This is a genomic window from Lysobacter capsici (assembly GCF_014779555.2).
In the GTDB taxonomy this organism is placed as follows: Bacteria; Pseudomonadota; Gammaproteobacteria; order Xanthomonadales; family Xanthomonadaceae; genus Lysobacter; species Lysobacter capsici.
Window position 1 is genome coordinate 1,280,763 of record NZ_CP094357.1, and the last position, 24,922, is coordinate 1,305,684.

The following is a 24,922-nucleotide window of genomic DNA, read 5'->3' on the forward strand; positions in this document are numbered from 1 at the left end:
CGGCAACCCGATTCGCGCTTTGTGATCCCCGCTTTTGCGTTTACCCCTCCCACGGCGGCCCGGCATCGTTAAACTACGCGCCAATACCCGCCGCTCCCGCAACGTTCGAGGCCAGCCATGAGTGAAATTCCCGGCGATCTGAAGTTCATGAAATCCCACGAGTGGGCCCGCGTCGAAGGCGACGGCAAAGTCACCGTCGGCATCTCCGACCACGCCCAGGGCTTGCTCGGCGACCTGGTCTACGTCGAACTGCCCAACGTCGGCGACCGCGTCGAAGCGGGCAACGCCAGCGCCGTGGTCGAGTCGGTCAAGGCCGCCTCCGACGTCTACGCGCCGGTCTCCGGCACCGTGACCGCGGTCAACGCCGCGCTGGCGGACAAGCCGGAAACGATCAACGAAGACGCCTACGGCGAAGGCTGGATCTACACCGTCGAGATCGACGAACCCGACCAGCTCAACGAACTGCTCGCGCCCGACGACTACGCCGAGCTGCTCGAAGAAGACGACCACTGATCCACCCGCCGCGGCCGGCAACGGCCACGGCCCACGGGGAGCGCAGGACCGGCCCGCGATCGCGGCGCCCGGGACTCGCTCCCCGTTTCGTTTGTGGCGACGCGGTTCGCCAGCCGGGCCGGCGCGGCCTCGATCGCGACGGCGCGGGTTGATGCGAGGCCCGATCGCGAAGTGCGAATCCGAAGTGGCATCGCCGCGCGCCGCGGCCGGAACCGACGACGGCGATGAACGCTCCGGCGCCGCGCCGATCCGCCGATGAGCGCGGCGAGCGGCCGCCGAACCGGCGCCTTCGATACGCCGACTGCATGCGATTGCGATCGCCTCGACCAGGGCTCGCTCGAGCGTTCGCGTCGTGCATCGGCTCGGCTCGACGCATCGAGCGCGGATCGCGCAGGCGTTCGACGGCGCATGCGCGTTCGCGCGAACCGCGAAAAACTGCGGCGATTTTCGTCGCGACGGTTCGGCTCGCGGTTGTCGCGTCACCATCGTCGCCGCATCGCGCGTGACCTCGGCGAGCGCGATGCGAGCGGCCGACGCGCGCGGGTTCGGCGCCGACGGCGTGGTCGCGACGATCGCCATCGCGGCCGGGCGCGACGACTGCCTGCAGGCGTGCAGGTCCGGTGAAGGACGACGCGGCACACCGAGCTCACGCGCCGCGTCGCCGTCCCGCGATTTATCGCGGCGCCACTTTCGCGTGGCGCTTGCGGCGACGCGATGTCCGTCGGCGCGCCGACTCGGCGCGATCACGCGAACGCGCGGCGCGGTTCGCGGCGGCCGTCGCGGCGCGCGCGCATCGCCTTTGTCCGCTCGCGCCGGAGTTTTCGCTGGCCAGGTAAAACGTTTCCAGCGCACGCACGCTCGAGTGCGAACGCGATGTGCGCGGGAGGCACGCGTCGGCGTTCGCGACCGACGAACGGTCGTGTCGGCGACGCCGCTCGAACTCGCGCGGCGTCGCGTCGCGGTCGGCCGCGTTCGCTCGCCTTCGTCGCGTCGACGGACGGCGCGCTCGCCCGCATCGACGACCGCCGCGGCGGTCGCGAGCGCCGCTCGCGGCCGAAAAAAGTTCGCGCACTTTCGCGCAATCGGGCTTGTGCGACGCGAAATCGGCGGCCGTCGCGGACCGGAATTTTTTCTTCCGGTACAGGTCGTCGGCATCGTTCGCGACACGCTTCGCGCGCGACGCGCAAGCGTTGAAAAAACCGGAAGGAAAAAACGCGAGCGCGCTGAAAGCCGCGCCACGCTTGGGTTTCAGCGACGTCGAACGAAACGCGCGTCGAACGCGTCGATGCGCGCGCGCGTTTTTCGAACGCGCGCGTGGCGGCGTCGGCGCGGCGTTCCGGGCGAGCGGTCGGAAAAAAAAATAGGCCGGGTTGTTGACAGTCATAAAAAGCGTGATTAGGTTTCGCCCAGCAGACGTTTCCTGCAGACGAGAGTGAGAAAACCAAGCGCGACAACACGCAGCACAAAACGGACCTCCGCCTGGACAGTCAAAACGGTGGACGTTGGGTTCGCTTCCTCTGCAGAAATGTTGGCCACGCTCTCTCCGCCGATGACATCCAAAACCTCGATGACATCGCTGACGACCTGCTTCTTGCAACCCGGTGCGCGTTTGGCTCCCCGGGTTTTTGTTTGGCCGCCCCTTTGGGCGACCTGCTCCGTCCGCCCTTCCGGCGGATGCGCCATCGGTCCCGCCGCGCTTGCGGCCGGGCGCGATCCCCGATCCGTTCCGGCGCGCCCAGCGCGTCGGCGGTTGCACGCGGGTCCGACTCCCGCGGCTCTGCCAACACAGAGTTCCTTTGAACTGGGCTTACCGCACTACCACTGATCATTCCTGATCATCACTGACGAGGAGCCATCACATGGCCGTTAAGAAAGCTGCTAAGAAGTCCTCCGCCAAGAAAGCGACGAAAAAGGTCGCCAAGAAGGCCGGCGCTAAGAAGGTCGCCAAGAAGGCCACCAAGAAGGCCGCCAAGAAGACCGTGAAGAAGGCCGCCAAGAAGGCCGTCCGCAAGACCGCCAAGAAGGCCGCGAAGAAGGCGACCAAGAAGACCGCCAAGAAGGCTGCTAAGAAGGCGACCAAGAAGACCGCCAAGAAGGCTGCTAAGAAGGCGACCAAGAAGACCGCCAAGAAGGCTGCCAAGAAGGCGACTAAGAAGACCGCCAAGAAGGCCGCCAAGAAGACCGTGAAGAAGGCAGCCAAGAAGACTGCCAAGAAGACCGCGAAGAAGGCCGCCAAGAAGGCCCCGAAGAAGGCCGCCAAGAAGGCTCGCAAGCCGAAGGCTGCTGCAGCGCTCCCGGCGACCCCGGCTCCGCTGATCTAATAAGAAACACCCGATTGCCGTAATCCAGCTCTCCTCCCGCAGCCCAGGCGGGGGGAGAGTTTTTTATTTGTGGCGGGCGCTAGGCTCGCGGGCCGGCGGCTCGCGCCACGGCGGGCGCCCGGGCGATCGGCCCGGGCCGGGCTCGCTTCGTGCAGGGCTTGAGCGCGCAGTGTTCGTGTCCTGCCGCATGGCCTCTCGACGCCGCGTTGTCCGGCGTTTTCGAAACGTCCGCGTGTGACGCGCCCGCGTGGTCTCGCCGGTCGCGTTGGCGGCTTCGTTGCGGTTGGTCCTGGTCGCAGGACGCTGAAGTCTCTGGATCCCCGCCTGCGCGGGGATGACGGTTTGGGGAGGGGCTTCGTGGTTGATGTGTCGGCGCTTCGTCGCGGGTTTCCCAAAGTCACTGGATCCCCGCGTTCGCGGGGATGACGGGTGGGGGAGGGCTTCGTGGTTGATGTGTCGGCGCTTCGTTGCGGGTTTCCCAAAGTCGCTGGATCCCCGCGTTCGCGGGGATGACGGGTGGGGGAGGGCTTCGTGGTTGATGTGTCGGCGCTTCGTTGCGGGTTTCCCAAAGTCGCTGGATCTCCGCGTTCGCGGGGATGACGGGCGGGGAGCGGGTTCGTAGTTGATGTATCGGCGCTTCGTTGTGGGTTCTCGAAGTCGCTGGATCTCCGCGTCCGTGGGATGGCCGGTGGGGAGTATTTCGTGGTTGAAGTGTCGACGCTCGTTGCGCGGCAGCCGGGCTCGCCGCGTCGTTCACCCAAACTCACCGACGCGTGACCTCGGTCGCATGCCTCTCGTCGGCAAGTCGGGCCTTGCACGCTCGCGTCGCGGCGGCCGGCGGTAGGATCGGCGCAAACCGGTTCGCATCCATTCGTGCCAGTCATCGGGGGAACACCATGAAGCGCTTGTTCAAGGGACTGCTTTATCTGGTCGTGCTGCTCGCGGCGGTGTTCGTGGTCGGCGGCTTCCTGTTGCCGGCGAGCACCCATGTCGAGCGGTCGATCTCGATCGCGCGGCCGCCGGGCGAGGTGCATGCCTTGCTCGATTCCTACAAGCGCTTCAACGAGTGGTCGCCGTGGTTCGAGCTGGAGCCGAGCGCGAAGTACAGCTACAGCGGCCCGGAGTCGGGCGTCGGCGCGGCGATGGCCTGGGAGGGCGAGAAGGTCGGCAAGGGCGCGCAGCGCATCACCGAGTCGGTGCCGCAGCAGAAGATCGTCAACGCGCTCGACTTCGACGGCACCCAGGCCACCGGCACCTTCACCCTGAAAGGCGAAGGCGACGGCACCCGCGTGACCTGGGCGCTGGACAGCGAGCACGGCAACAACCTGGTCTCGCGCTGGTTCGGCCTGCTGCTCGACAGCATGGTCGGCAAGGATTACGACAAGGGCTTGGCGAAGCTCAAGCAGGTGGCTGAGAGCGGACCGCAGTAGCGGAGCCGGGAATCGGGAATGGGGAGTCGGGAATCGGTAAGAGCCAAAGCGGGACGAGCTCGATATTCACGATCCGCGAATAAAAAAGGCCCGCGCTTGGCGGGCCTTTTTTTATGCTTGGAATGGGACGGTAACGGTTGCTCTTGCTTCTACCGATTCCCGATTCCCGATTCCCCATTCCCGCCGTTACCGCGGCGCCGCAGTCGCCTTCTGCGCATTGCTGCCATTGACCTCGCGGCTCGGCGTCACGCCCTCGGACGCGTACAAGCCGGGGTCGTCGAAGCCGTCGACGTCGAGCCAGCGTTCGGTCGGCAGGCCGATCGCGCGGTCGAGCAGGGTCGGCAGCATGCCGGTCGGCAGGCCGCTTTCGCTGTTCCACAACACCGCGATGCCCAGGTCGCGATCGGGCAGCATCGCGACCATGCCGCGATAGCCCTGCACCGCGCCGGCATGGAACACCACGCGGTGGCCGGCGTAATCGAACACGCGCCAGCCCAGCGCGTAACCGGCCGTGCTCAGGCGCTGGCGGCGCCAGCTCGAGCCGCGGATTTCGGTCGGCGTATCGACCAGCGGTTGATGCAGGGTCGCGAGCAACGGCAGCGGCAGCACATCGGTGCGGTGGCCGGTCTGCGCGATCAGCCACTGCGCCATGTCGCTGGCGCTGGCGTTGACGCCGGCGGCCGGCGGCAACTGGTAATAGGTCGGCTTCGGCGTCACCGAGGCCCAGCCGCCGCGCGCGCGCACGTGCGGCTTGGCCCAGCGCGCGCTGGCGGTGATGCCTTCCAGGCCGAGGCTGGCGTCGTTCATGCCGAGCGGCTTGAACAGACGACGCTGCACCTCTTGGCTGTAGAAATCGCCGGTGGCGGCGAACACCACGTCGCCGATCAGGCTGAAGGCGATGTTCTGGTAGCCGTAGCAGGTGCCGGGCTGGCAGGCCATCGGCGCGTACGCGAGCTTCTGGGTCAGCACGCGGTAATCGGCGTAGTTTTCCAGGTCGCGGTCGTAGGTGTTGTGGGTCAGGCCGACCCGATGGCTGAGCACGTCGGCGACGGTGAGGCTGCGCGCGGCGGTGGGATCGACCAACTGGAAGCCGGGCATGTAGTCGACGACCTTGCTGTCCCAGCGCAGGGTGCCGTCGTTGACCAGCAGGCCGGTCAGGGTGCCGGCGAAGCTCTTCGACAGCGAGGCCAAGCGGAACACGGTGTGGGCGTCGATCGGCTCGGCGTTGCGGACATCGGTGATGCCGTAGCCGCGCGCGCTGAGCACTTGGCCGTTGTGGACGATGGCCATCGCCATGCCCGGGATGCGTTGCTCGGCGACCAGCGCCTGCGCCATGGCTTCGAACTGGCGTACGTCGAAATCGGCCGACAGCGGCTGCACGCGCGGATTGAGGTCCTGCGGCGCGGCGCTCAGGCCCGGCAGCGCGGTGCCGTCGTAGCCCTGCGCGCGCGCGACCGGCTGCGAGGGTTCGGGCGTGCGCCAGCGCAACGAGGTCTGCGCGGTCGAGCCCAGGGTCATGGTCAGCAGCGCCGCGAGCGTGCCCAGGCGCCAGGGGTTGAGTGAGCGTCGGGAAGAGGTGCGTTTCATCGCTCGCAGCGCCTGGTTAGCCGGGGTCGATCCGATTCTAGCGCCGATCTCAGGGAGTTGTGCAACAACCGCATTCAGGATTCTGATTTTGCAGGGATTAATGGGTGGGGCGGGAATCGGGAATGGGGAATCGGGAGTCGTAAAAGCCACACCATTGGCGTGTCATTTCAGCCGTTGGAGCGGGAATCGAGAATCGGGAATGGGGAATCGGAAAGGCAGGAGCGGTAGAGCAAGCACGTAGCCGCTTTCCGATTCCCTATTCCCCATTCCCGATTCCCGGCCCTACCGCCCGCGAATCAGATCCGAAGCCCGCTCGGCGATCATGATCGTCGGCGCATTGGTGTTGCCGCCGATCAGGCTCGGCATCACCGAGGCGTCGATCACGCGCAGGCCCTGGACGCCGCGCACGCGCAGTTGCGAATCCACCACCGCCGCGTCGTCGTCGCCCATCCGGCAGGTGCCGACCGGGTGGTACACCGATTCGGCCTTGGCGCGCACGAATTCGATCAGCTCGGCGTCGCTGAGGTCGCTGCGGGCCGGGAAGATCGGCGCGCCGCGGTACGGGTCGAAGGCTTTCTGCGCGAACAGCGTGCGCGAGAGCTTGGCGCACTCGAGCATCATCTTCAGGTCGAAGCCTTCCGGGTCGCTGAGATAGTTGGCCTGGATGCGCACCTTGTCGCCGGCGCTGGCGCTGGCCAGGCCGATGTGGCCGCGGCTGCGAGGGCGCAGGAAACAGGCGTGCGCGGTGTAGCCGTCGCCGGCCAGGCGGTGGCGGCCGTGGTCGTCGAGCATCGCCGGCACGAAATGCAGCTGGATGTCGGCGCGATCGTCCGGCGCGAGCTCCGAGCGCACGAAGCCGCCGGCCTCGGCGAGGTTGCTGCTGCCCGGGCCGCTGTGGCCGCGCAGGTAGTAATCGAAGGCGACGCGCACGTCGCTGGCGCGGTCGTAGGTGACGCGCTGGGTCGAGTGCTGCAGGGTGCACACGTCGAGATGGTCCTGCAGGTTGCGGCCGACCTGCGGCGCGTCGTGCAGTACCTCGATGTCGTGCTTGCGCAGTTCGTCGGCCGGGCCGATGCCCGACAGCATCAGCAACTGCGGCGAATTGATCGCGCCGCCGCTGAGCAGCACCTCGCGCACCGCGCGCTGGTGGTACGAACGCCCGCCGCTGCTGTAGACCACGCCGGTGGCGCGGCCGCCCTCGATGCTGATGCGGGTGACCAGCGCGCCGGTGACCACGTGCAGGTTGCGCCGCTCGCGCGCCGGGTCGAGGTAGGCGACCGCGCTGGAGCAGCGCGCGCCGTTTTTCTGGGTGACCTGGTAGAAACCGAAGCCTTGTTGCCGCGGCCCGTTGAAGTCGGTGTTGCGAGCGAAACCGGCCTGTTGCCCGGCTTCGATGAACACGCTCGACAGCGGGTTGGTGTAGCGCAGGTCGGACACGTACAGCGGGCCCATGCTGCCGTGCAGCGCGTCGTCGCCGCGGCTGTTGCGCTCGCTGCGGCGGAAGTAGGGCAGCACGCCGTTCCAGTCCCAGCCGCTGGCGCCGGCCGCGGCCCAGTCGTCGTAGTCGCCGGGCACGCCGCGGATGTAGCACATCGCGTTGATCGAACTCGAACCGCCGAGCACGCGGCCGCGCGGCCACCACAGGGTGCGGTTGTCGAGCTGCGGTTCCGGCGCGGTGTCGTAGTCCCAGTTCACGCCTTTCTTGTTGACCAGCTTGGACAGGCCGGCGGGCATGTGGATGAACGGATGCAGGTCGCGCGGACCGGCTTCGATCAGCAGCACGCGCGCGTCGGGGTCTTCGCTCAGGCGGTTGGCGAGCACGCAGCCGGCCGAGCCGGCGCCGATGATGATGTAGTCGAACTCGGTGGGCACTGGCGGTTCCCGCAGGCGCGCGGCGTGTGTCGTCGCGCTGACGGGGCGACCGTAAGCGCCAAAACTAGAGCAAATGCTCCCAACATCGCGGCCGAGCGGAATCCCGCCCAATGCCGTGGTGGCGATATGCGACGCCTTGGGCTACCGTGCCGGCAACCCCGCGCGGCCGGAACCTCGGCGACGCGGGCGGCGAGCGGTTCGATGCGGTCATGCCGTGCATCGCGCCGCGCCGCCGTCGAACCGCACGACCCGCCTCACTCAGCACCACCCGCACAGCACCACCGCACAGCCGGCGGCCCGCCGGCGCTGTACTCACGGAGCGACGGAATGTCGGCAGTTCAAGGCGCCAGCCTGCCCTCCGGGCGAGTGCATACCGGAGAGTGGCGCGCGGTCGCGTTCTCGGTGGGCTATTTCTTCTGCGTGCTGACCGCGTACTACGTGATCCGGCCGCTGCGCGACCAGCTCAGCGGCGCGGTCGGCTCGACCCAGTTGCCGTGGTTCTACCTGGCCACCTTCATCGCCACGCTGGCGCTGACGCCGGTGTTCTCCGGCCTGGTCTCGCGTTATCCGCGGCGGGTGGTGGTGCCGCTGGTGTACGGCTTCTTCATCGTCTGCCTGCTCGCGTTCATGCCCTTGTTCGGCGAACACGGGCCGCTGAGCGCGCGCGCGCTGGGCACGGTGTTCTTCGTCTGGATCAGCGTGTTCAACCTGTTCGTGGTGTCGGTGTTCTGGAGCTTCATGACCGACATCTGGAGCGAAGGCCAGGCGCGGCGGTTGTTCCCGGTGATCGCGGTCGGCGGCACGGTCGGTTCGCTGGCCGGTCCGGTGCTGACCCGGGTGCTGGTCGACCGAATCGGCGTGGCGCCGCTGCTGATGGTGTCGGCGGGGCTGCTCGGCCTGGCGCTGGTGTTCGTGACCCTGCTCGGGCAGTGGTCGCGCGTGCACGGCACGCGCCGGCACGAGGCCTCGCACGAGGCGGCGATCGGCGGCGGCATGCTCGACGGGCTCAAGCAGATCTTCTCCAATCCGTTCATGGCCTCGATGGCGCTGCTGCTGTTGCTCGGCGACTGGATCGGCACGGTCAACTACGGCCTGGTCGTGGATTATTCCAAGGCGACTTTCACCGACGCGGTGGCGCGCACGCGCTTCGCCGCCGACCTGGACCTGATGACCAATATCGTCGCCCTGACCATGCAGGTGCTGATCACGCCGTGGCTGTTGTCGCGGCGCGGCGCGGCGTCGGTGATCGGGGTGTGGTCGGTGGTGACGGTGGCGTTTCTGACCTTGACCGCGATGGTGGCCGACGCGCATGCGCCGTTGACCGAAGTGTTTCCCGCCTTCGGGGCCTTGATCGCGATGCTGCCGGCCGGAATGGCGGCGACGATCGCGCCGATGCCGGCGGTGGCGATCACCCTGGTGATCAGCCGCGGGCTGGCCTACGGCATGGTCAATCCGGCGCGCGAAAGCCTGTTCACCAGCGCCGCGCGCACCCTGCGCTACAAGGGCAAGAATGCGGTCGATACCGCGTTCTGGCGGTTCGGCGACGTGACCGTGGCGACCACCGTGGTCGCGCTGCGCAGTGTCGGTGTCGGCGTGGCCGGGCTGGCCGGCATCAGCGCGGCGGCGGCGGCCGGCGCGGGGGTGATCGGCTGGCGGGTCGCGCGCTGGGTTCAGCGCAACAACACGGCGGAACGTCGCGAGACCACCCAGGCATGAGGCGCGACTGGCGACCGTGGCCGCGCCAGCAATGGCTGCAGCGGGTGCTGGTCACGCTGGTGCTGTGCGCGGTCGCGTGCCTGGCCTGGGGGTTTTTCTGGGAACCGCGGCAGTTGATCCAGCGCGATTACGAATTCGCCTTGCCGCATTGGTCCAGCGAATGCGAAGGCCTGCGCGTGGACGTGGTGGCCGACCTGCATACCGGTTCGCCGCACAACGGCCTGGACAAGCTCGACGACATCGTCGCCAAACTGGCCGAGAGCGACGCTCAGGCGGTGCTGATGGCCGGCGACTACGTGATCCTGAGTGTTTTGGGCGGCACTTATATTTCGGCCGACCAGATGGCGCCGCACCTGCGCCCGCTGACCGCGCGCAAGCCGGTGTATGCGGTGCTCGGCAATCACGACTGGTGGAAGGACGGCCACAAGGTGCGCGCGGCGCTGGAAGCGGCCGGCGTGATCGTGCTCGAAGACCAGGCCGTGCAGACCCGTCTGGGCAACTGCCGGGTGTGGATGGTCGGCATCGGCGACAAATGGGAAAGCCCGCACGACATCGGCAAGGCCTTCGCCGACGTCGACGACAACGCGCCGGTGATCGCGCTGACCCACAACCCCGACCTGTTCCCGGACATTCCGGCGCGCGCATCGCTGACGATCGCCGGCCACACCCACGGCGGCCAGGTGAAGCTTCCGTGGATCGGCACGCCGGTGCTGCCGGCCGACCAACGCTACGCCGGAGGCTATCTGATCGAACACGGCAAGCACCTGTTCGTTTCGACCGGCATCGGCACCAGCATCCTGCCGGTGCGGTTCGGGGTGCCGCCGGAGATTTCGCGGTTGAGGTTGAAGGCGGCGAGCCGGTCGGTTCCTTAGCGCATCGCTCAATCCGTCATTCCCGCGAACGCGGGAATGACGGTAGGGAAGGTCGCCGCGGTGCGAGCCGCGACGGTAGCGACGATGCTGACAGCGCCAGGCAAGAAACGTGTGAGCGCACCGCACCGCCATGCCACGCGACGCCTGCGCGAGTGCAACGCCGGTCACGCCCCATGCCGAAGGTTGGGATGACCATCCGCAGAGGTCACGGCCTCGCGCCGGCGTTAGCTTGGGCGGGGGAATGGGAGCCGCGCGATGCGCAAGCCGGTCGGGCACTGCGAAACCACGGACGCATGGCGGACAGGCGCGACGGCTTGTTCGCCGTATCCGGCTGAGCGGCGTCCGGCTCTGCGGCAGCCGGCCATGCGATACCCGACGGTAGCTCAGCGGTGCCTGGGATGAATCAAGTCGCCGCGCTTTCCCATCGCGATCGCGACCCGGTCGCCTCGAGCGCGCCGCTGTGGTGGTCGCTGCTGTACTTCTTCTGCCTGCTATGCGGCTACTACGTGCTGCGTCCGGTCCGCGATGCGATGGGCGCGTCCAACGATGCCGCGACGGTGTTTCCGCACGCGATGGTCGCCTGGGCGCAGGCGCACGGCTGGCAGCTCAAGGACTTCGTGCTGCAGGTGCTGTTCACCGCCACCTTCGTCAGCATGGTGCTGCTGCAACCGGTGTACGGCGCGCTGGTCGCGCGGTTTCCGCGGCGGGTGTTCCTGCCGGTGGTGTACGTGGTGTTCATCGCCTGCCTGTTCGGTTTCCACTGGGCGTTCGATACCGCGGTGCCGGGACGCGGCATGGTGTTCTTCGTGTGGATCGCGTTGTTCAACCTGTTCGCGGTGACGGTGTTCTGGAGTTACATGGCCGACGTGTTCGACGACGCGCAGGCGCGGCGGGTGTACGGCTATATCGGCGCGGGCGGCACCGCCGGCGCGGTGATCGGGCCGATGCTTACCCAATGGCTGGTGCAGCCCTTGGGCGTCGCGAATCTGCTGTTGGTCTCGATCGGGTTTTTGTCGGTGTGCGTGCTGTGCATCGTGCGCCTGCGGCCGTGGGCGATGGCGCGCGAGCGCCGGCAGGGGCTGGTCAGCGGCGAAGCGGCGATGGGCGGTTCGGTCTGGGCCGGGCTCAAGCTGGTGTGGCAGCGGCCGGTGCTGCGCGCGATGGCGGTGACCTTGTTCTTCAGCGTCGGCGCGGCGACCTTGCTCTACAACCAGCAGGCGGCGATCGCGCGCGAGTTCTATCCCAACGCGGTGGCGGCGACCGCGTACTTCGCCCGCATCGACAGCGCGGTCAACGTGCTCGCGATCCTGACCCAGCTGCTGCTCACGCGCTGGCTGTTGAACCGTCACGGCGTCGCGCCGGCCTTGCTGATGCCCGGCTTGACCTTGCTGCTCGGCTTCGGCGTGCTGCTGGCTTCGCCGGTGCCGGTGATGGTCGCGATCGTGCAGGTGCTGCAGCGCGGCAGCGAATTCGCCCTGGCCAAGCCCGCGCGCGAAACCCTGTACACGCGCATGGACCGGCCGTCGCGCTACAAGGGCAAGGCGGTGATCGACACCGCAGTGTTCCGCGGCACCGACCTGGCCTTCGCCTGGGTGCACAAGGGCGTGGCGCTGCTGGGCACCCAGGCGGTGTTCGCCGCCGGCCTGCTCGCCGCGCTCGGCATGACCGCGGGCGCGTGGAGCATCGTGCGCGCGCAGCGCCGGCTGCCAAGCGCGCATCGCTCTTCCGAATTGCCTTCTTCCGATCGTTCTTCCGAACCCCAATCCGCACGAGGTGAATCATGAGCATCAGTCGCCGCGACTTCCTCGCCGCCGGCGCCGCCGGCGCGGGCCTGCTCGCGCTGCCGTCGTCCGCGCGTACGATCCTGCGGCCCAAGCCGCGCAAACTGCTGGTGCTCGGCGGCACCGGTTTCCTCGGCCCGCACTTCGTCGAGATCGCGCGCAAGCACGGCCACACCTTGACCTTGTTCAATCGCGGCAAGACCAATCCGGACAAGTTCTCCGGCGAGCAGTTCAACGACATCGAGCAACTGCACGGCGATCGCAAGAGCGACATGAAGGCGCTGGAAGGCGATCGCCAGTGGGATGCGGTGCTGGACACTTCGGCGTATCTGCCGGCGGACGTGACCCGTTCGGCCAAGCTGCTGGCGTCGCGGGTCAAGCAGTATCTGATCGTGTCGACGATTTCGGTCTATGCCAAGAACGACGCGCCGAACGACGAAACCTCGCCATTGGCGGTGCTAGCCGATCCGAACGTCACCGAAGTGACCGGCGAAACCTACGGCGGCCTCAAGGCGTTGTGCGAGCAGGCGGCCGAACGCGAATTGCCGGGGCGCACGACCGTGGTGCGCCCGGGCCTGATCGTCGGCCCCGGCGACAACAGCGACCGCTTTACTTATTGGCCGGCGCGCGCCGATCGCGGCGGCGAGATCCTCGCTCCGGGCAGCGCCGCCGACCCGACCCAGTTTATCGACGTGCGCGATCTGGCCGCGTTCCTGCTGGCGACGATCGAGGGCGGTCGCTTCGGCATCTACAACGCCGACGCCGCGCCCGGTTCGCTGACCATGGGCGCGTTGCTGAGCGAATGCCAGCACGCCGCCAAGGCCAAATCGAGCGTGACCTGGGTGCCGGCGGATTTCCTCGAAGCGCAGAAAGTATCGCCATGGCAGGACATGCCGGCGTGGATTCCCGCGCGCGGCGAATACGCCGGCTTCGGCCGCACCTCGGTGGCCAAGGCGCGCGCCGCGGGCCTGCAACAGCGCCCGTTGCGCGAGACCGTGAGCGCGACCCTGGACTGGTGGCGCGCCCTGCCGGAAGAACGCCGCGCCAAGCCGAAGGCCGGCATCGCCGCAACGCGCGAAGCCGAAGTCCTGAAGGCCTGGCACGAAAGCAAAAAAGCCAAGCCCTGATCGAAAGCCACGTACCCCACTGTAGGAGCGGCGCGAGCCGCGACCACGCCACCACATACCCCAACGCCACCACCACGAGGCCGACATCGCCCCCGATATCGGCCTCGCCTCACACATCGCCCGGCAACACCCCAAAGCCCCGCGCCACCACCCCCATCCAAAGCCGTATGCTTGCGCGAATCCATCCGCGCAAGGAACCCGACCGATGCATTGGCTCACCATCGTCCTGATCGCCTTGGTCGCGTTGCTGCACCTGTACTTCCTGATCCTGGAAATGTTCCTGTGGACCAAGCCGCTGGGCATGAAGGTGTTCCGCAACACCCCGGAAAAAGCCGAAATCACCCGCGTGCTCGCGGCCAATCAAGGCCTGTACAACGGCTTCCTGGTCGCCGGCCTGGTGTGGGGCCTGGTCTGCGCGCGAACCGACGTGGCGACGTTCTTCCTGGGCTGCGTGGTGGTCGCCGGCGCATACGGCGCGGCCACGGTCAGCCGCCGAATTTTCTACGTGCAGGCGGTTCCGGCGCTGGCCGCGCTCGCGGCGTTGTGGTGGCTGTAGTCCACTGCGCCGACACGCACGGCTGAAGCCGTCGCCCGATCTCCTTGATCGGATCGCGCCACTCGATCTTGTTTCGCGTACGGCGTCACGAAACGACATGCGCAACGGCTAAACTGGTCCGATCCACGCGGGCGATCGGCGCCAAGGGCGTGGCCGACAAGGAGTGGCGATGCGTCGTTTCGAGTATGTGGAAGGCAGTTCGAGCAAGTTTTGGGAAGCCGAGCAGGACGGTAGCGATCTCAATATCCGCTGGGGCCGCATCGGCACCGCCGGACAGAGCCAGACCAAGGCCTTCGCCGATGCGAACAAGGCCGCCGCGGCACTGATCAAGCTGATCGACGAGAAGACCGGCAAGGGATACGTGGAAGCCGTCGCCGCCGCGGGCGCGAGCATCGGCAAGACCGCCGACAAACCCAAGGCCGACAAACCCAAGCCCGAGCCGGCGGCCGAGACGGTCGCGGCGCCCGCGACATCGCCCGCATCGCCTGGCGCCGCCGCGCCGCATGCCGCGGCCGCGCAAGTCGCAGCACCCCAGCCCGCGCCTTTCGCCGCGCCGAACGCAACCGCCGTCGCGACGGACCGCGTTGCCGATGCCGCCACCGCATCCGTCGCCGCCGCATCCGACACGCCGCCGTGGCTCACCGACGGCGCACCGCTCGACATCGGCCCGGACCTGATCAAGCTCGCCCTGGCGACCCGGCGTCATCCCAAGCCGATCGCCGACACCGATCCGCTCAAGCTGTGGCTGGCCGCGCGCGAGATCCTGCTCGCCGGCAACCGGATCGAACTGAGCAAGACTGATCCTGCCTGGCAGGAGGCGCTGGCCGAGGCCGGCGAACGCCTGCAATCGCGCCGGCCCGACGGTTCGGACGCGTCCACCGCCGCGCTGCTCGCGCTGACCATGGGCTATGGCGATCGCGATGCCGGCGTGCCGTTCGTGGGCTTCCTGGTCGCGCGCCATGGCTTGCTCAAGGCGGTCGAGCATTTGTTGGAGGCGCAGCGCTCGCTGGTCGTCGGCACCGATTGGGACCGCGCGACCCAGAAGCACGAGCGTTTCCTCACCGCCGATCCCGATCGCCCGCTCGGTTCGAGCTGGCACGGCCCGCTCAGCGAGGGCGAACTCGCGTTTCGCGAGCACCTCGCCGCCGCGCCGCAGGCCTTGTACGACGAATGCGCGCGGCGGATCGTCGAGGTGCTGCCGCAGTTGCATCCCTCGCGCCAGATCAGCATGGCGATGCTGTTGCCCGACCGGCCGGAATTGTCGAACGAACTGGCCCATCGCTACGGCGGCAATGGCGCGCCGGCGCAGTTGCACTGGCTGCAGCTCAGCGCGACCGATCCGGCCGCGATCGCGATCGCGCGCAAGGTCAAGATCGACGGCTATACGCCGTTCTTCGGCCACGAGGACATGGTCGCCACGGTGTTGATCGAGCACGGGGTGGAGGCGCTGGACCGGCTCGCGCCCGGTGCCGGCTACGATGCCGCCGGCGAGGCGCTGGTCGCGATCGGCACGCCCGACGCGATCGAAGCGCTGGCGGCCGCGGCCAGCATGAGCAAGAACACGCTGGCGCGTCTGACCCGCGCGGTGAATCGCTGGCCGAGCGCGGCGATGGTCGGGCTGGCGCGGGTCATCGCCAACGGCGGCAAGGACGCGGTATTGCTCGGCCCGAGCCTGACCGCGCTGCTGCGCGCGCGCGCCGATCAGGTGCCGGCGTTGCGGCCGTGGCTCAGCCCGGCCGCGGCGCAGACCATCGACAAACTGCTGGCCCAGCTCAGCGGCCCGGCCGAAACCGCCGCGCCCGACGAACTGCCGCCGGTGCTGGCGGCGCCGCCGTGGCTCGGTACCCGGCCCAAGGTGTTGACGGTGACCGGCCTGGAGCCGTTGCCGCTGGCCGCGGTCGAGCATTGGACGCCGGCCGAACGCGAGGCCGCGCTGGATCTGGGGCCGTGGAAGCGCGAGCGTTTCGAAACGCTGCGCAACGACGCCATGGCGATGACCACGCTGCTCGGCTTCAAGCAGCACGACGTGTTGGACAAGTCGGTGTTCCAGGAGGCTGCCAAGGCGATCCGCACGCGCGACAGCCAGGCCTTGATCGAGGCCTGGCGTCGTTACAAGGCCATGCGCACGAACGGAGGCTGGAGCTGGATGCCGATCGACGGCACCGAATTCGGTCAACTGCCCGAGGAATTGGCGCTGCCGGTGTGGAACGCGCTGGCCGGCGAAGGCGACAGCGACTACGGCGTGGATTACATGCTCGCGCGCTTCGGCCTGGCGGCGCTGCCCGGCGTGAGCGCGGCGGTGCGGCGGCGTCCGAGCGAGCATCTGCAAGTGGCGCTGCACGTGGGCACGGTCGAGTTCGCGCCGCTGATGGCGCGCGCGTTCGCCAAGCTCAAGAGCGTGCGCGATATCGGCCGCCGTTGGCTGCTGGCCAATCCCGAATACGCCGCGTGCGGTTTGATCGCGCCGGCGATCGGCAAGGCCGGCGAGGCGCGCGATTGCGCCGCCTCCGGCTTGCGCCTGCTCGACGAACAAGGCCATGGCGCGCTGCTGCGCGAGGTCGCCGCGCGTTATCAGCGCGAGGACGTGAGCGCGGCGCTGGAAGCGATGCTGATCGAGAATCCGCTCGACCGTTACCCGAGCAAACGCCCGCCCTTGCCGACGTTCTGGCAGCCGCGCGGCTGGCGCCGTCCGGTGCTGCGCAACGGCAAGGCGCTGCCGGATCAGGCGCTCGATCACGTCGGCACGATGTTCGCGTTTCCGACCAACGAAGGCGTGTATCCGGGGATCGAACAACTGCGCGAGGCCTGCATCGGGCCATCGCTGGCCGATTTCGGCTGGGACGCGTTCGGTGCCTGGCTCTACGCCGGCGCGCCGTCCAAGGACAGCTGGGCGATGAATGTGCTCGCGCTGATCGGCAACGACGAGACCGCGCGCCGGCTCACCCCGTATATCCGCGCTTGGCCCGGCGAGGCCGCGCATGCGCGCGCGGTCGCCGGCCTCGACGTGCTCGCCGGGATCGGCAGCGACGTCGCCCTGATGCTGCTCAACGGCATCGCCCAGAAGGTCAAGTTCAAGGGCCTGCAGGACAAGGCGCGCGAGAAGATCGAGGAGATCGCGCAGGCGCGCGGGCTCAGCGCGGAAGAACTGGAGGATCGGCTGGCGCCCGACCTGGGCTTGGACGAACACGGCACGATGCTGCTGGATTTCGGCGCGCGTCAGTTCCGGGTCGGTTTCGACGAAGCGCTCAAGCCGTATGTGCGCGACAGCGACGGCGCGCGTCTGGCCGATCTGCCCAAGCCGAAGAAGAGCGACGACGCGGAGTTGTCGAAACAGGCCACCGAACGCTTCAAGCTGCTCAAGAAGGACGTGCGTACCATCGCCAGCCAGCAGGTGCTGCGGCTGGAAGTGGCGATGTGCAGCCGGCGCCGCTGGACGGTGGAGGTGTTCGAGCAATTCCTCGCCGGCCATCCGCTGCTGCGCCATCTGGTCCAGCGCCTGGTCTGGGGCGTATACGAGGCCGACGCCGACGATGCCGGTTACGGCGGCCGTCTGCGGGCCTGTTTCCGCGTCGCCGAAGATGCGAGCTACACCACCGCCGGCGACGATGGCTTTGAGTTGCCGCGCGGCGACAGCGTGCGCATCGGCCTGCCGCATGCGCTGGAGTTGCCGGCCGCCGACGCGGCCGCGTTCGGCCAGTTGTTCGCCGATTACGAACTGCTGCAGCCGTTCGCGCAGATGGGCCGCGACGTGCATGCGCTCGAACCGGCCGAACGCGAGCAGGACAAGCTGCTGCGCTGGAAGGGCGTGGTGGTGCCGACCGGGCGCGTGCTCGGCCTGGTCAACAAGGGCTGGCGGCGCGGCACCGCGCAGGACGGCGGCGGCATCTGGTACTTCAGCAAGCCGCTGGGCCGCGACTGGGTGATCGAGCTGACCCTCGACCCGGGCATCATCGTCGGCATGGTCGACGAATACCCGGAGCAGACCTTGCAGGAAGTGCAGATCGGCAAGCCGTCGAGCTGGGGCAACATGCAGACCGCCGAGCGCTTGTCCGGGCTCGATCCGATCTCGGCCAGCGAGTTGATCCGCGATCTCGAAGCGCTGCGCGCCTGAGTTCTCAACTAACCCTTCAGCGCTGATCGACCTCGCCGCTTTCATGGAACACGACTGAACGACATGGCCAAGACTCCGACCGTTGCTCCCGCACCCGCGCCGTCGCATCTGCAACGCCCGCCGGCCGAACTGCTGCACGCCGACGAACTCGCGCGTCTGGCCGCGAACGACCGCGACCCGCGGCCGCCCGGCTGGGCGCTGAGCCTGAAGGCCGCGCGCGCGTTCGTGCTCGGCGACGACAGCCTGGGCATCGAGCGCAAGATCGTCGCGCCGGTCGCGTCGATCGAACGCATGCTGGTGACCCTGGCCACCGGCCGCGGCCTGATGCTGGTCGGCGAACCAGGTACGGCGAAATCGCTGCTGTCGGAACTGCTGGCGACCGCGATCAGCGGCGTGTCGACCCTGACCATCCAGGGCGGCGCCTCGATCACCGAGGATCAGATCAAGTACTCGTGGAACTACGCCTTGCTGATCAACGAAGGCCCGAGCCCGCGCGCGCTGGTGCCGGCGCCGTTGTACCAGGGCATGCGCGAGGGCCGCATCGTGCGTTTCGAGGAAATCACCCGCGCGCCGCAGGAAGTGCAGGACTGCCTGCTGGGCATGCTGTCGGACCGGGTCATGGCGGTGCCGGAACTGTCCGGCGAGGACGGCATGCTGTACGCGCGCGACGGTTTCAACATCATCGCCACCGCCAACACCCGCGACCGCGGCGTCAACGAGATGAGCGCCGCGCTCAAGCGCCGCTTCGATTTCGAGACGGTGTTTCCGATCCTGGATTTCGAACGCGAGCTGGCCCTGGTCGAACAGGCCTCGGCGCGGCTGCTCGCGCGCAGCGGCATTCCCAGATCGGTGCCGACGCAGGTGCTGGAACTGCTGGTGGAAACCTTCCGCGACCTGCGCGGCAAGGACAGCGGCGCGGCCCGCAGCGACGGCGCGATGGACCGGCTCAACGCGGTGATGTCCACCGCCGAGGCGGTCAACGTCGCCCATGCGGTCGGCGTGCGCGCGTGGTTTCTGGAGCAGCGCGAAGGCTCGCCGGCCGACCTGGTCGACTGCATCGCCGGCACCGTGGTCAAGGACGACGCCGACGACCGCGCCAAGCTGCGGCGTTATTTCGAACAGAAAGTAGCCAAGAAAGGCGGCAGCCACTGGCGCGCCTATTACGAGGCGCGGCACCGCCTGCCGTGAGCGCGTCGGCGATGGCGTCCGCGCGCGCGCCGGTGGTGATCGGCGTGCGTCACCACAGCCCGGCCTGCGCCCGGCTGGTGGCCGCGCGCATACGCGCCTTGCGTCCGCGTCATGTGCTGATCGAAGGCCCGGCCGACTTCAACCCGCGCATCGACGAACTGCATCTGCCGCATCGTCTGCCGCTGGCGATCTACAGCTATCTGTCGCATGGCCCGTTGCATCGCGGCTCGTGGTCGCCGTTCGCCGAGCATTCGCCCGAATGGCAAGCGCTCAGCGTCGCCCGCGAAATCGGCGCACAGGCGCACTTCATCGATCTGCCGGCCTGGCACGAGGCCTTCGCCGAACTGCCCAACCGCTACGCCGACGAAGCCGATGCGCAGGCGCACGACCGCGCCGAAGCGTATGAGGACGAGTTGTCGCGGCGGCTGTCGATCGACGGCCGCGACGCGTTGTGGGATCACCTGTTCGAGGATGCGCCTCACGATCTCGACGGGCCCGACGAGGCCTTGGCCCAGCGGCTGCACACCTACTTCGAACATCTGCGCCACGACGATCCCGGTTCGCACGGCAACGCCGCGCGCGAACAGATGATGGCGCGCTGGATCGCCTGGGCGATGGCGCGCGGGGACGGACCGGTGCTGGTGGTATGCGGCGGTTATCACGCGCCAGCGCTGACCCGGTTGTGGCGCGAGGTCGATGTCGAAAGCTTCGGCCGCGACAGCGACGGATTGCGTTGCCCGGCCACGCCGGTGCCCGAAGTCGATTTAGCCGGCGATACGCAGGATCAATCCGCGTCCGGGCAAGCGCCGGCATTGCGCTACGGCTCGTTCCTGGTGCCTTACGGTTTCAAGCGTCTGGACGCGTTCACCGGTTACGCCTCGGGCATGTCGTCGCCGGCGTTCTACCAATGGGTGTGGGAATCGGGCATGGCCCAGGCCGGCCTGCGCATGCTGCAACGCGTACTGGCGCGTTTGCGCGGCAAGCACCTGCCGGCCTCGACCGCGGATTTTGTCGCCGTGCATACCCACGCCCAGGCATTGGCGCGTCTGCGCGGGCATGCGCACCCGCTGCGTTCGGACTGGCTCGACGCGATCGCCGGCGCGCTGGTCAAGGACGCGCTCGACGCGCCCTTGCCGTGGAGTTATCGCGGGCCGATCCGCGCCGGCACCGATCCGGTACTGATGCAGGTGATGGACGTGATCGCCGGCGATGCGGTCGGAATGCTTGCGCCCGGTACGCCGCAGCCGCCGCTGCTGGCCTCGGTGCAGGCCGAACTCAGCGCGCACGGTCTGGCGTTCGACGGCGAACGTCGGCTGGACTTGCTCGATCGCGCCGATCGCGCGCGCAGCCGGGTGTTGCATCGTCTGCTGTTGCTGCAGATTCCCGGGATCGAGCGTCGCCAGGGTCCGCGGCTGTCGATGTCGGGCGAACGCCGCGAGCTGTGGCAGTTGCGCGCGCCGTTGGAACAGCAGGCGGCCTTGATCGAAGCCGGCGCGTACGGCGCGACCTTGCTCGATGCGGCGCGCGCGCGTATGGAAGAACGCTTGCGCGCCGCGCAGGGCCGGGTCGAGCCGCTGGCGCAGGCGCTGGATGCGGCCGCGTTCGCCGGATTGGCCGAAGTCAGCGACGGCTTGCTGCGCGATCTGCGCGCGGCGATCGCGGCCGAGCCGCGGCTGGAAGCGATCGGTTCGGCCCTGGCCTTGATCCATGCGCTGTGGCGGCATGGCGACCTGCTCGATATCAGCGGCGCGCCGGTATTGGCGGCCACGATCGAAGCCGGCTTCGATCGCGCACTGTGGTTGCTGGAACCGGCCGCGAGCATCGCCGCGGCCGACGCTGGCCAGCATCTGCGCACCATCGCGGTGCTGCGCGACATCGTGCGCGACGCGCTGGCCGACGCCGACGCTGATACCGATGCACCGCGGCCAGGCCCGCGGCTGGCGATCGAACCGGCGCGCGCGCTGGCGGTGCTGCGACGCAAGGCGCTGGACCCGCAGGCCGATCCGCTCGGACGCGGCGCCGCGTTGGGCGCCTTGTTCGATCTGCACGCCGGCCGCGGCGGGCAGGAAACCGACGATATCGCGCAGGCGCTGCATCTGCTCGGCGCGCTCGCGCCGGCGCGGCTCGGCGATGCGCTGACCGGGCTGGTGTCGCTGGCGCGCGAACGGCTGACCCAGGAGCGCGCGTTCGTAAGCGGGCTCGACGCCCTGGTCGCCGCGCTCGACGATGCCGACTTCGTACTCGCTCTGCCGGCGATGCGCGGCGCGTTCGCCTGGTTGCCGCCGCGCGAACGCGGCGAGCTCGCGCATAGCGTGCTGCGTCTGCACGGCGCCGATCATCTGTCGCAGCGCGCGCTGACCGCCACGATCGCCGCCGATCCGGCCCAGGTCGCCGCGGCCGCGCGGATCGAAGCGCAGGTGCTGCAACGTCTGCGCGACTGGGGCCTGGACGCGGTCGCCGACGAGGAACCCGCGCGATGAGCCTGGACTTGCCCGATCCGCTGCAACGTTGGCGCCTGCTGCTGGGCGAGGCCGCCGACCCGAGCCTGGGCGCGCCGCAGGGCGAACTCGCCGCCGCCGATGCCGCATTGGAGTGGCTGTACGGCCGCGATCCCGAGCGCGGCGAACGCGGCGAGCGCGGTGGTTTGGGCCCGTCGGCGCTGAGCGTGCCGGACTGGATCAACACCGTGCACTCGCTGTTTCCGCAGGAGGTGATCGAACGCCTGGAGCGCGACGCGGTCGAGCGCTACGGCATCGACGAGATCGTCACCAGCCTGGACGTGCTCGAACGCATCGAGCCGTCCGAATCGCTGCTGCGCGCGGTCCTGCACACCAAGCATCTGATGAACCCGCAGGTGCTGGCGGCGGCGCGCAAGCTGGTCGCCGAAGTGGTGCGGCGGATCATGGAGAAATTGCAGACCCAGGTGCGGCAATCGTTTTCCGGCACTCGCGATCGCCGTCGCCGCTCCTCGCAGCGGATCGCGCGCAATTTCGATTTCCGCCGTACCGTGCGCGAAAACCTGCACCGCTGGGACCCGCAACGCCGCCGCCTGTTCCTCGACAAACCGGTGTTCGTCAGCCGCAGCCGTCGCCACAGCGAACGCTGGGACATCGTGCTGCTGATCGACCAGAGCGGTTCGATGGTCGATTCGGTGATCCACTCGGCGGTGATGGCCGCCTGCCTGTGGAACCTGCCGGGCATGAGCACGCGCCTGGTCGCCTTCGACACCGCGGTGGTCGATCTGACCGCGGACGTGGCCGATCCGGTCGAACTGCTGATGAAGGTGCAGCTCGGCGGCGGCACCGATATCGCCAAGGCGGTGGCGTATGCGCAGTCGCGGATTTCCAATCCGGCAAGGTCGATCGTGGTGCTCGTGAGCGATTTCTTCGAAGGCGGCAGCGAGTACGAACTGGTGCGCCGGGTCAAGGCGCTGGTCGAGTCCGGAGTCAAGGTGCTCGGCCTGGCCGCGCTCGATCCGCAGGCGCGGCCCGCGTTCGATCGCGACATGGCCGCGCGTCTGGTCGCCGCCGGCGCCCACGTCGGCGCGATGACGCCGGGCGAGTTGGCGGCATGGCTGGCCGAGAAGGTGCGCGCATGAGTCCGCGCCGTCCCGACCTGCTCGAACTGTCTGTCGATGCGCTGATCGCGCTGGCCAACGCCGGGTTCGTCAAGCGCGCGCTGAAGGAACTCGACGAGGGGCGGATGCCTCGGATCGAGGAACTCGACGACGGCGCGGTGCGCGCGCTCTACGACGACGGCCAGCACGCGACGTTGGCGGCGGGCCGGTCCTTGCGCGAGGCGGTGTGCAGTTGTCCGGCCAGCGGGCTGTGCCGGCATCGGGTGACGTTGGTGTTGGCGTATCAGCGTTGGGTGCGCGATGCGGTGGGTGAGGGGGCGGACGAAGCGCCGGTGTCCGACGCGAACGATGCGGTTGCCGATCCGTCGGGCGATAGCGCGTCCGCCGCCGAGATCGCGCCGCAGCGCTGGACCCCAACCGAATTCGACGATGCCGCGATCGCCGCTGCGTTCCCCGCCGCGACCGTGGACCTCGCGACGCGGCTCGCCGCCGCGCGACCGGTGATCGCATTGCAGGCCGGGCTCGGCGATAACGCGCCCAACGCGCGCCTGCCGATGTGCTCGGTGCGGTTCTTTTCGCGCAGCAGCCTGCTGCACGCGCGCTGCGATTGCCGCCAGGGCAGCGGTTGCGAACACGTGGTGCTGGCGGTGTGGGCGTTCCGGCAATGGCGGGCGAGTCGGGACGAGGGCGCCGAGGCGACCCTCGAACTGCAACCGCGGCAGCACGGCGAACGCGGCGACGCCGTCGGTTTCGACGCGCAGGCGCAAGCGCTGCGCGACGAACTCGGCCGGCTGTGCCTGCGCCTGTGGATGGACGGGTCGAGCCAGTCGCCGCTGCTGCTGGAAGCGCCGTTCGAAAGCCTGCGCCAGCGTTGCGCGCAACTGGGCTGGAGCTGGGTGCTGGCGTCGTTGCAGCGCCTGCAAGATCTGCTGACCGCGCAGCACGCGCGTTCGACCCGCTTCGATCCTCTGCAGTTGCTCGACGCGGTCGCCGAATGCACCGCGCGCGTCGATGCCGCGCGTCAGGCCGGTCGCACGCGCGCCGACGGCGGCATCGCAACGCTGCCGGCGAGCCAGATTCTCGGGATCGGGGTCAAGGGCGAAGTCGCGCTGGATCATCTGCGCCTGGTGTCGCTGGGCGCGCAGTGCTGGCAAGACCAGGACGCGGAGGGCGTGCGGGTGTTGTTCGCCGATCCCGATACTCAGAGCGTGACCGTGCTGGAACGGCAGTGGCCGCGCGCAGATGCAACCTCGGGCGCGACGCCGACCGCGTTGATGGCGCGGCGCATCGCCGGGCAGACGCTGCGTCAGTTCGCCAGCGGACAGGTGGTCACGCGCGGGGCGAAACGTCGCGCCAACGGCGTGATCGACATCGCCGCCGGCGCCCGCCAGACCAATGTGCTGCCGCTCGCGCCGCAGTCCTGGGACCAACTGCGCGCGCCGTTGCGCCAACCCGGCGCGCGCGCGTTGAGCGCGCACCTGCGCCGCGCCTTGCCGGACTTCGTGCGTCCGCCGCAGGCGATCGAACATCTGCATGTGCTGCCGGTCGACGCGGTGCTCGACTGGGGCTGGGACGCGGCCGAACAGACCTTGCGCGCGCGCCTGCGCAGCGGCGGCGAAGAGGATGCGAGCGAGATCGATCCCGCCGATTGCCTGCGACTGGCCTTGCCGCATTCGGCCGCGGCGGTCGGCGCGGTCGATGTGCTGGCGCGGGCCTTGAGCGGGGAGTGGGGCGCGCCGCGCGCGGTCGCGGGGCTCGCGCGTCTGCAGGCCGGGCATCTGCAATTGCTGCCGCTGGCGCTGGTCACCGAACAGCGCGCGCTGGTGCTGCAGGCCGAATCGGCGCCGGCGCAAGCCTTGCCGATGCAGGCGTTCGATTACGCCGGCAGCGCTCTCGCGCATCAGGTCGAGCAGACCCGCCAGCAATTGGCGGCCTGGCTGCGGCAGGGATTGCGTCATCAGAACGCGGCCGCGCGCGAACGCATGCGCGCGTTGGCGACCGGCCTGGAACAAGCCGGCCTGCGTCGCATCGCCGGTCTGTTGAACGATGCAGTCGATGCGGTGGGCGCGGTCGATCCGGCGCGTTTGCCCGAACGCATGGCCCTGCTGGTGCTGGCGCTCGACGGGGTGTGTCGCGATGCGGTCGAGCCGGCTTGAGGCGAGCCGGTTTCAACAGGTCGGCTTGAACCGAGTCAGTCGAGTCCAGTCGGTCGAACCGATCGGGCTGAGTCGAACCGATTGGGCCGAGCATGTTGAGCGAGGAACGGGGCGA

17 protein-coding genes are annotated in these 24,922 nt (G+C 68.7%); 13 read left to right on the forward strand and 4 right to left on the reverse strand.

What is annotated here, in order from left to right; all coding sequences use genetic code 11:
- Positions 1 to 117 precede the first annotated feature (117 nt).
- A complete protein-coding gene (gene gcvH / locus IEQ11_RS05240) occupies positions 118 to 513 on the forward strand; it encodes a glycine cleavage system protein GcvH (RefSeq protein ID WP_036114531.1) in 396 nt (131 codons plus the stop codon).
- 673 nt (positions 514 to 1,186) lie between these two features.
- Here gcvH and IEQ11_RS05245 read toward each other — a convergent pair.
- Complete coding sequence (locus IEQ11_RS05245) at positions 1,187 to 1,897, reverse strand: hypothetical protein (RefSeq protein WP_191823006.1); 711 nt, start codon at positions 1,895 to 1,897, stop codon at positions 1,187 to 1,189.
- Between the two features lie 11 nt (positions 1,898 to 1,908).
- Entirely contained in the window at positions 1,909 to 2,196 is a 288-nt protein-coding gene (locus IEQ11_RS05250) for a hypothetical protein (RefSeq protein ID WP_191823005.1), read from the reverse strand.
- Between the two features lie 176 nt (positions 2,197 to 2,372).
- On the opposite strand from IEQ11_RS05250, the gene IEQ11_RS05255 reads away from it, so the two are divergent.
- Together IEQ11_RS05255 and IEQ11_RS05260 are read left to right on the forward strand one after the other, a co-directional pair.
- Positions 2,373 to 2,834 carry a hypothetical protein gene (locus IEQ11_RS05255; protein WP_036114521.1) on the forward strand — a complete coding sequence of 154 codons (462 nt, stop codon included), beginning with the start codon at positions 2,373 to 2,375 and terminating at the stop codon, positions 2,832 to 2,834.
- Positions 2,835 to 3,730: 896 nt separating this feature from the next.
- Positions 3,731 to 4,264, forward strand: coding sequence for an SRPBCC family protein (locus tag IEQ11_RS05260; RefSeq protein ID WP_096413662.1), 534 nt, complete (start codon positions 3,731 to 3,733; stop codon positions 4,262 to 4,264).
- 186 nt (positions 4,265 to 4,450) lie between these two features.
- On the opposite strand, the gene IEQ11_RS05265 is transcribed toward IEQ11_RS05260, so the two are convergent.
- Both IEQ11_RS05265 and IEQ11_RS05270 read right to left on the reverse strand, forming a co-directional pair.
- Positions 4,451 to 5,851: a serine hydrolase domain-containing protein gene (locus IEQ11_RS05265; protein WP_036114518.1), complete on the reverse strand. Its 1,401-nt coding sequence runs from the start codon at positions 5,849 to 5,851 to the stop codon at positions 4,451 to 4,453.
- Positions 5,852 to 6,133: 282 nt separating this feature from the next.
- Positions 6,134 to 7,723 (reverse strand): GMC family oxidoreductase, encoded by a 1,590-nt coding sequence (locus IEQ11_RS05270; RefSeq protein ID WP_191823003.1) that lies wholly within the window; start codon positions 7,721 to 7,723, stop codon positions 6,134 to 6,136.
- A gap of 327 nt (positions 7,724 to 8,050) precedes the next feature.
- Between IEQ11_RS05270 and IEQ11_RS05275 the strand changes: the two genes are divergently transcribed.
- From IEQ11_RS05275 to IEQ11_RS05320, 10 genes are all read left to right on the forward strand, one after another.
- On the forward strand, positions 8,051 to 9,439 hold the full coding sequence (locus tag IEQ11_RS05275; RefSeq protein WP_191823002.1) for an NTP/NDP exchange transporter: 1,389 nt from the start codon (positions 8,051 to 8,053) through the stop codon (positions 9,437 to 9,439).
- Positions 9,436 to 10,311, forward strand: a complete 876-nt coding sequence (locus IEQ11_RS05280; protein WP_051547874.1) for a metallophosphoesterase — start codon at positions 9,436 to 9,438, stop codon at positions 10,309 to 10,311. The genes IEQ11_RS05275 and IEQ11_RS05280 overlap by 4 nt, the downstream gene beginning before the upstream one ends.
- Positions 10,312 to 10,709: 398 nt before the next feature.
- A complete protein-coding gene (locus tag IEQ11_RS05285; protein ID WP_191823001.1) occupies positions 10,710 to 12,095 on the forward strand; it encodes an NTP/NDP exchange transporter in 1,386 nt (461 codons plus the stop codon).
- Complete coding sequence (locus IEQ11_RS05290; RefSeq protein WP_191823000.1) at positions 12,092 to 13,219, forward strand: NAD-dependent epimerase/dehydratase family protein; 1,128 nt, start codon at positions 12,092 to 12,094, stop codon at positions 13,217 to 13,219. The genes IEQ11_RS05285 and IEQ11_RS05290 overlap by 4 nt, the downstream gene beginning before the upstream one ends.
- 205 nt (positions 13,220 to 13,424) lie before the next feature.
- Complete coding sequence (locus IEQ11_RS05295) at positions 13,425 to 13,775, forward strand: DUF1304 domain-containing protein (protein WP_046655680.1); 351 nt, start codon at positions 13,425 to 13,427, stop codon at positions 13,773 to 13,775.
- A 169-nt stretch (positions 13,776 to 13,944) separates the two neighbouring features.
- The gene (locus tag IEQ11_RS05300; protein ID WP_191822999.1) at positions 13,945 to 17,886 is read left to right on the forward strand and encodes a DUF4132 domain-containing protein; all 3,942 of its coding nucleotides are present in this window, start codon (positions 13,945 to 13,947) and stop codon (positions 17,884 to 17,886) included.
- 63 nt (positions 17,887 to 17,949) lie between these two features.
- A complete protein-coding gene (locus IEQ11_RS05305) occupies positions 17,950 to 19,074 on the forward strand; it encodes an ATP-binding protein (RefSeq protein ID WP_191822998.1) in 1,125 nt (374 codons plus the stop codon).
- 11 nt (positions 19,075 to 19,085) lie between these two features.
- Positions 19,086 to 21,554, forward strand: a complete 2,469-nt coding sequence (locus IEQ11_RS05310; protein ID WP_191822997.1) for a DUF5682 family protein — start codon at positions 19,086 to 19,088, stop codon at positions 21,552 to 21,554.
- A complete protein-coding gene (locus IEQ11_RS05315; protein WP_036114498.1) occupies positions 21,551 to 22,672 on the forward strand; it encodes a VWA domain-containing protein in 1,122 nt (373 codons plus the stop codon). Before IEQ11_RS05310 ends, IEQ11_RS05315 begins: the two co-directional genes overlap by 4 nt.
- Complete coding sequence (locus IEQ11_RS05320; RefSeq protein ID WP_228464910.1) at positions 22,669 to 24,807, forward strand: SWIM zinc finger family protein; 2,139 nt, start codon at positions 22,669 to 22,671, stop codon at positions 24,805 to 24,807. The genes IEQ11_RS05315 and IEQ11_RS05320 overlap by 4 nt, the downstream gene beginning before the upstream one ends.
- The last annotated feature ends 115 nt before the right edge of the window (positions 24,808 to 24,922 follow it).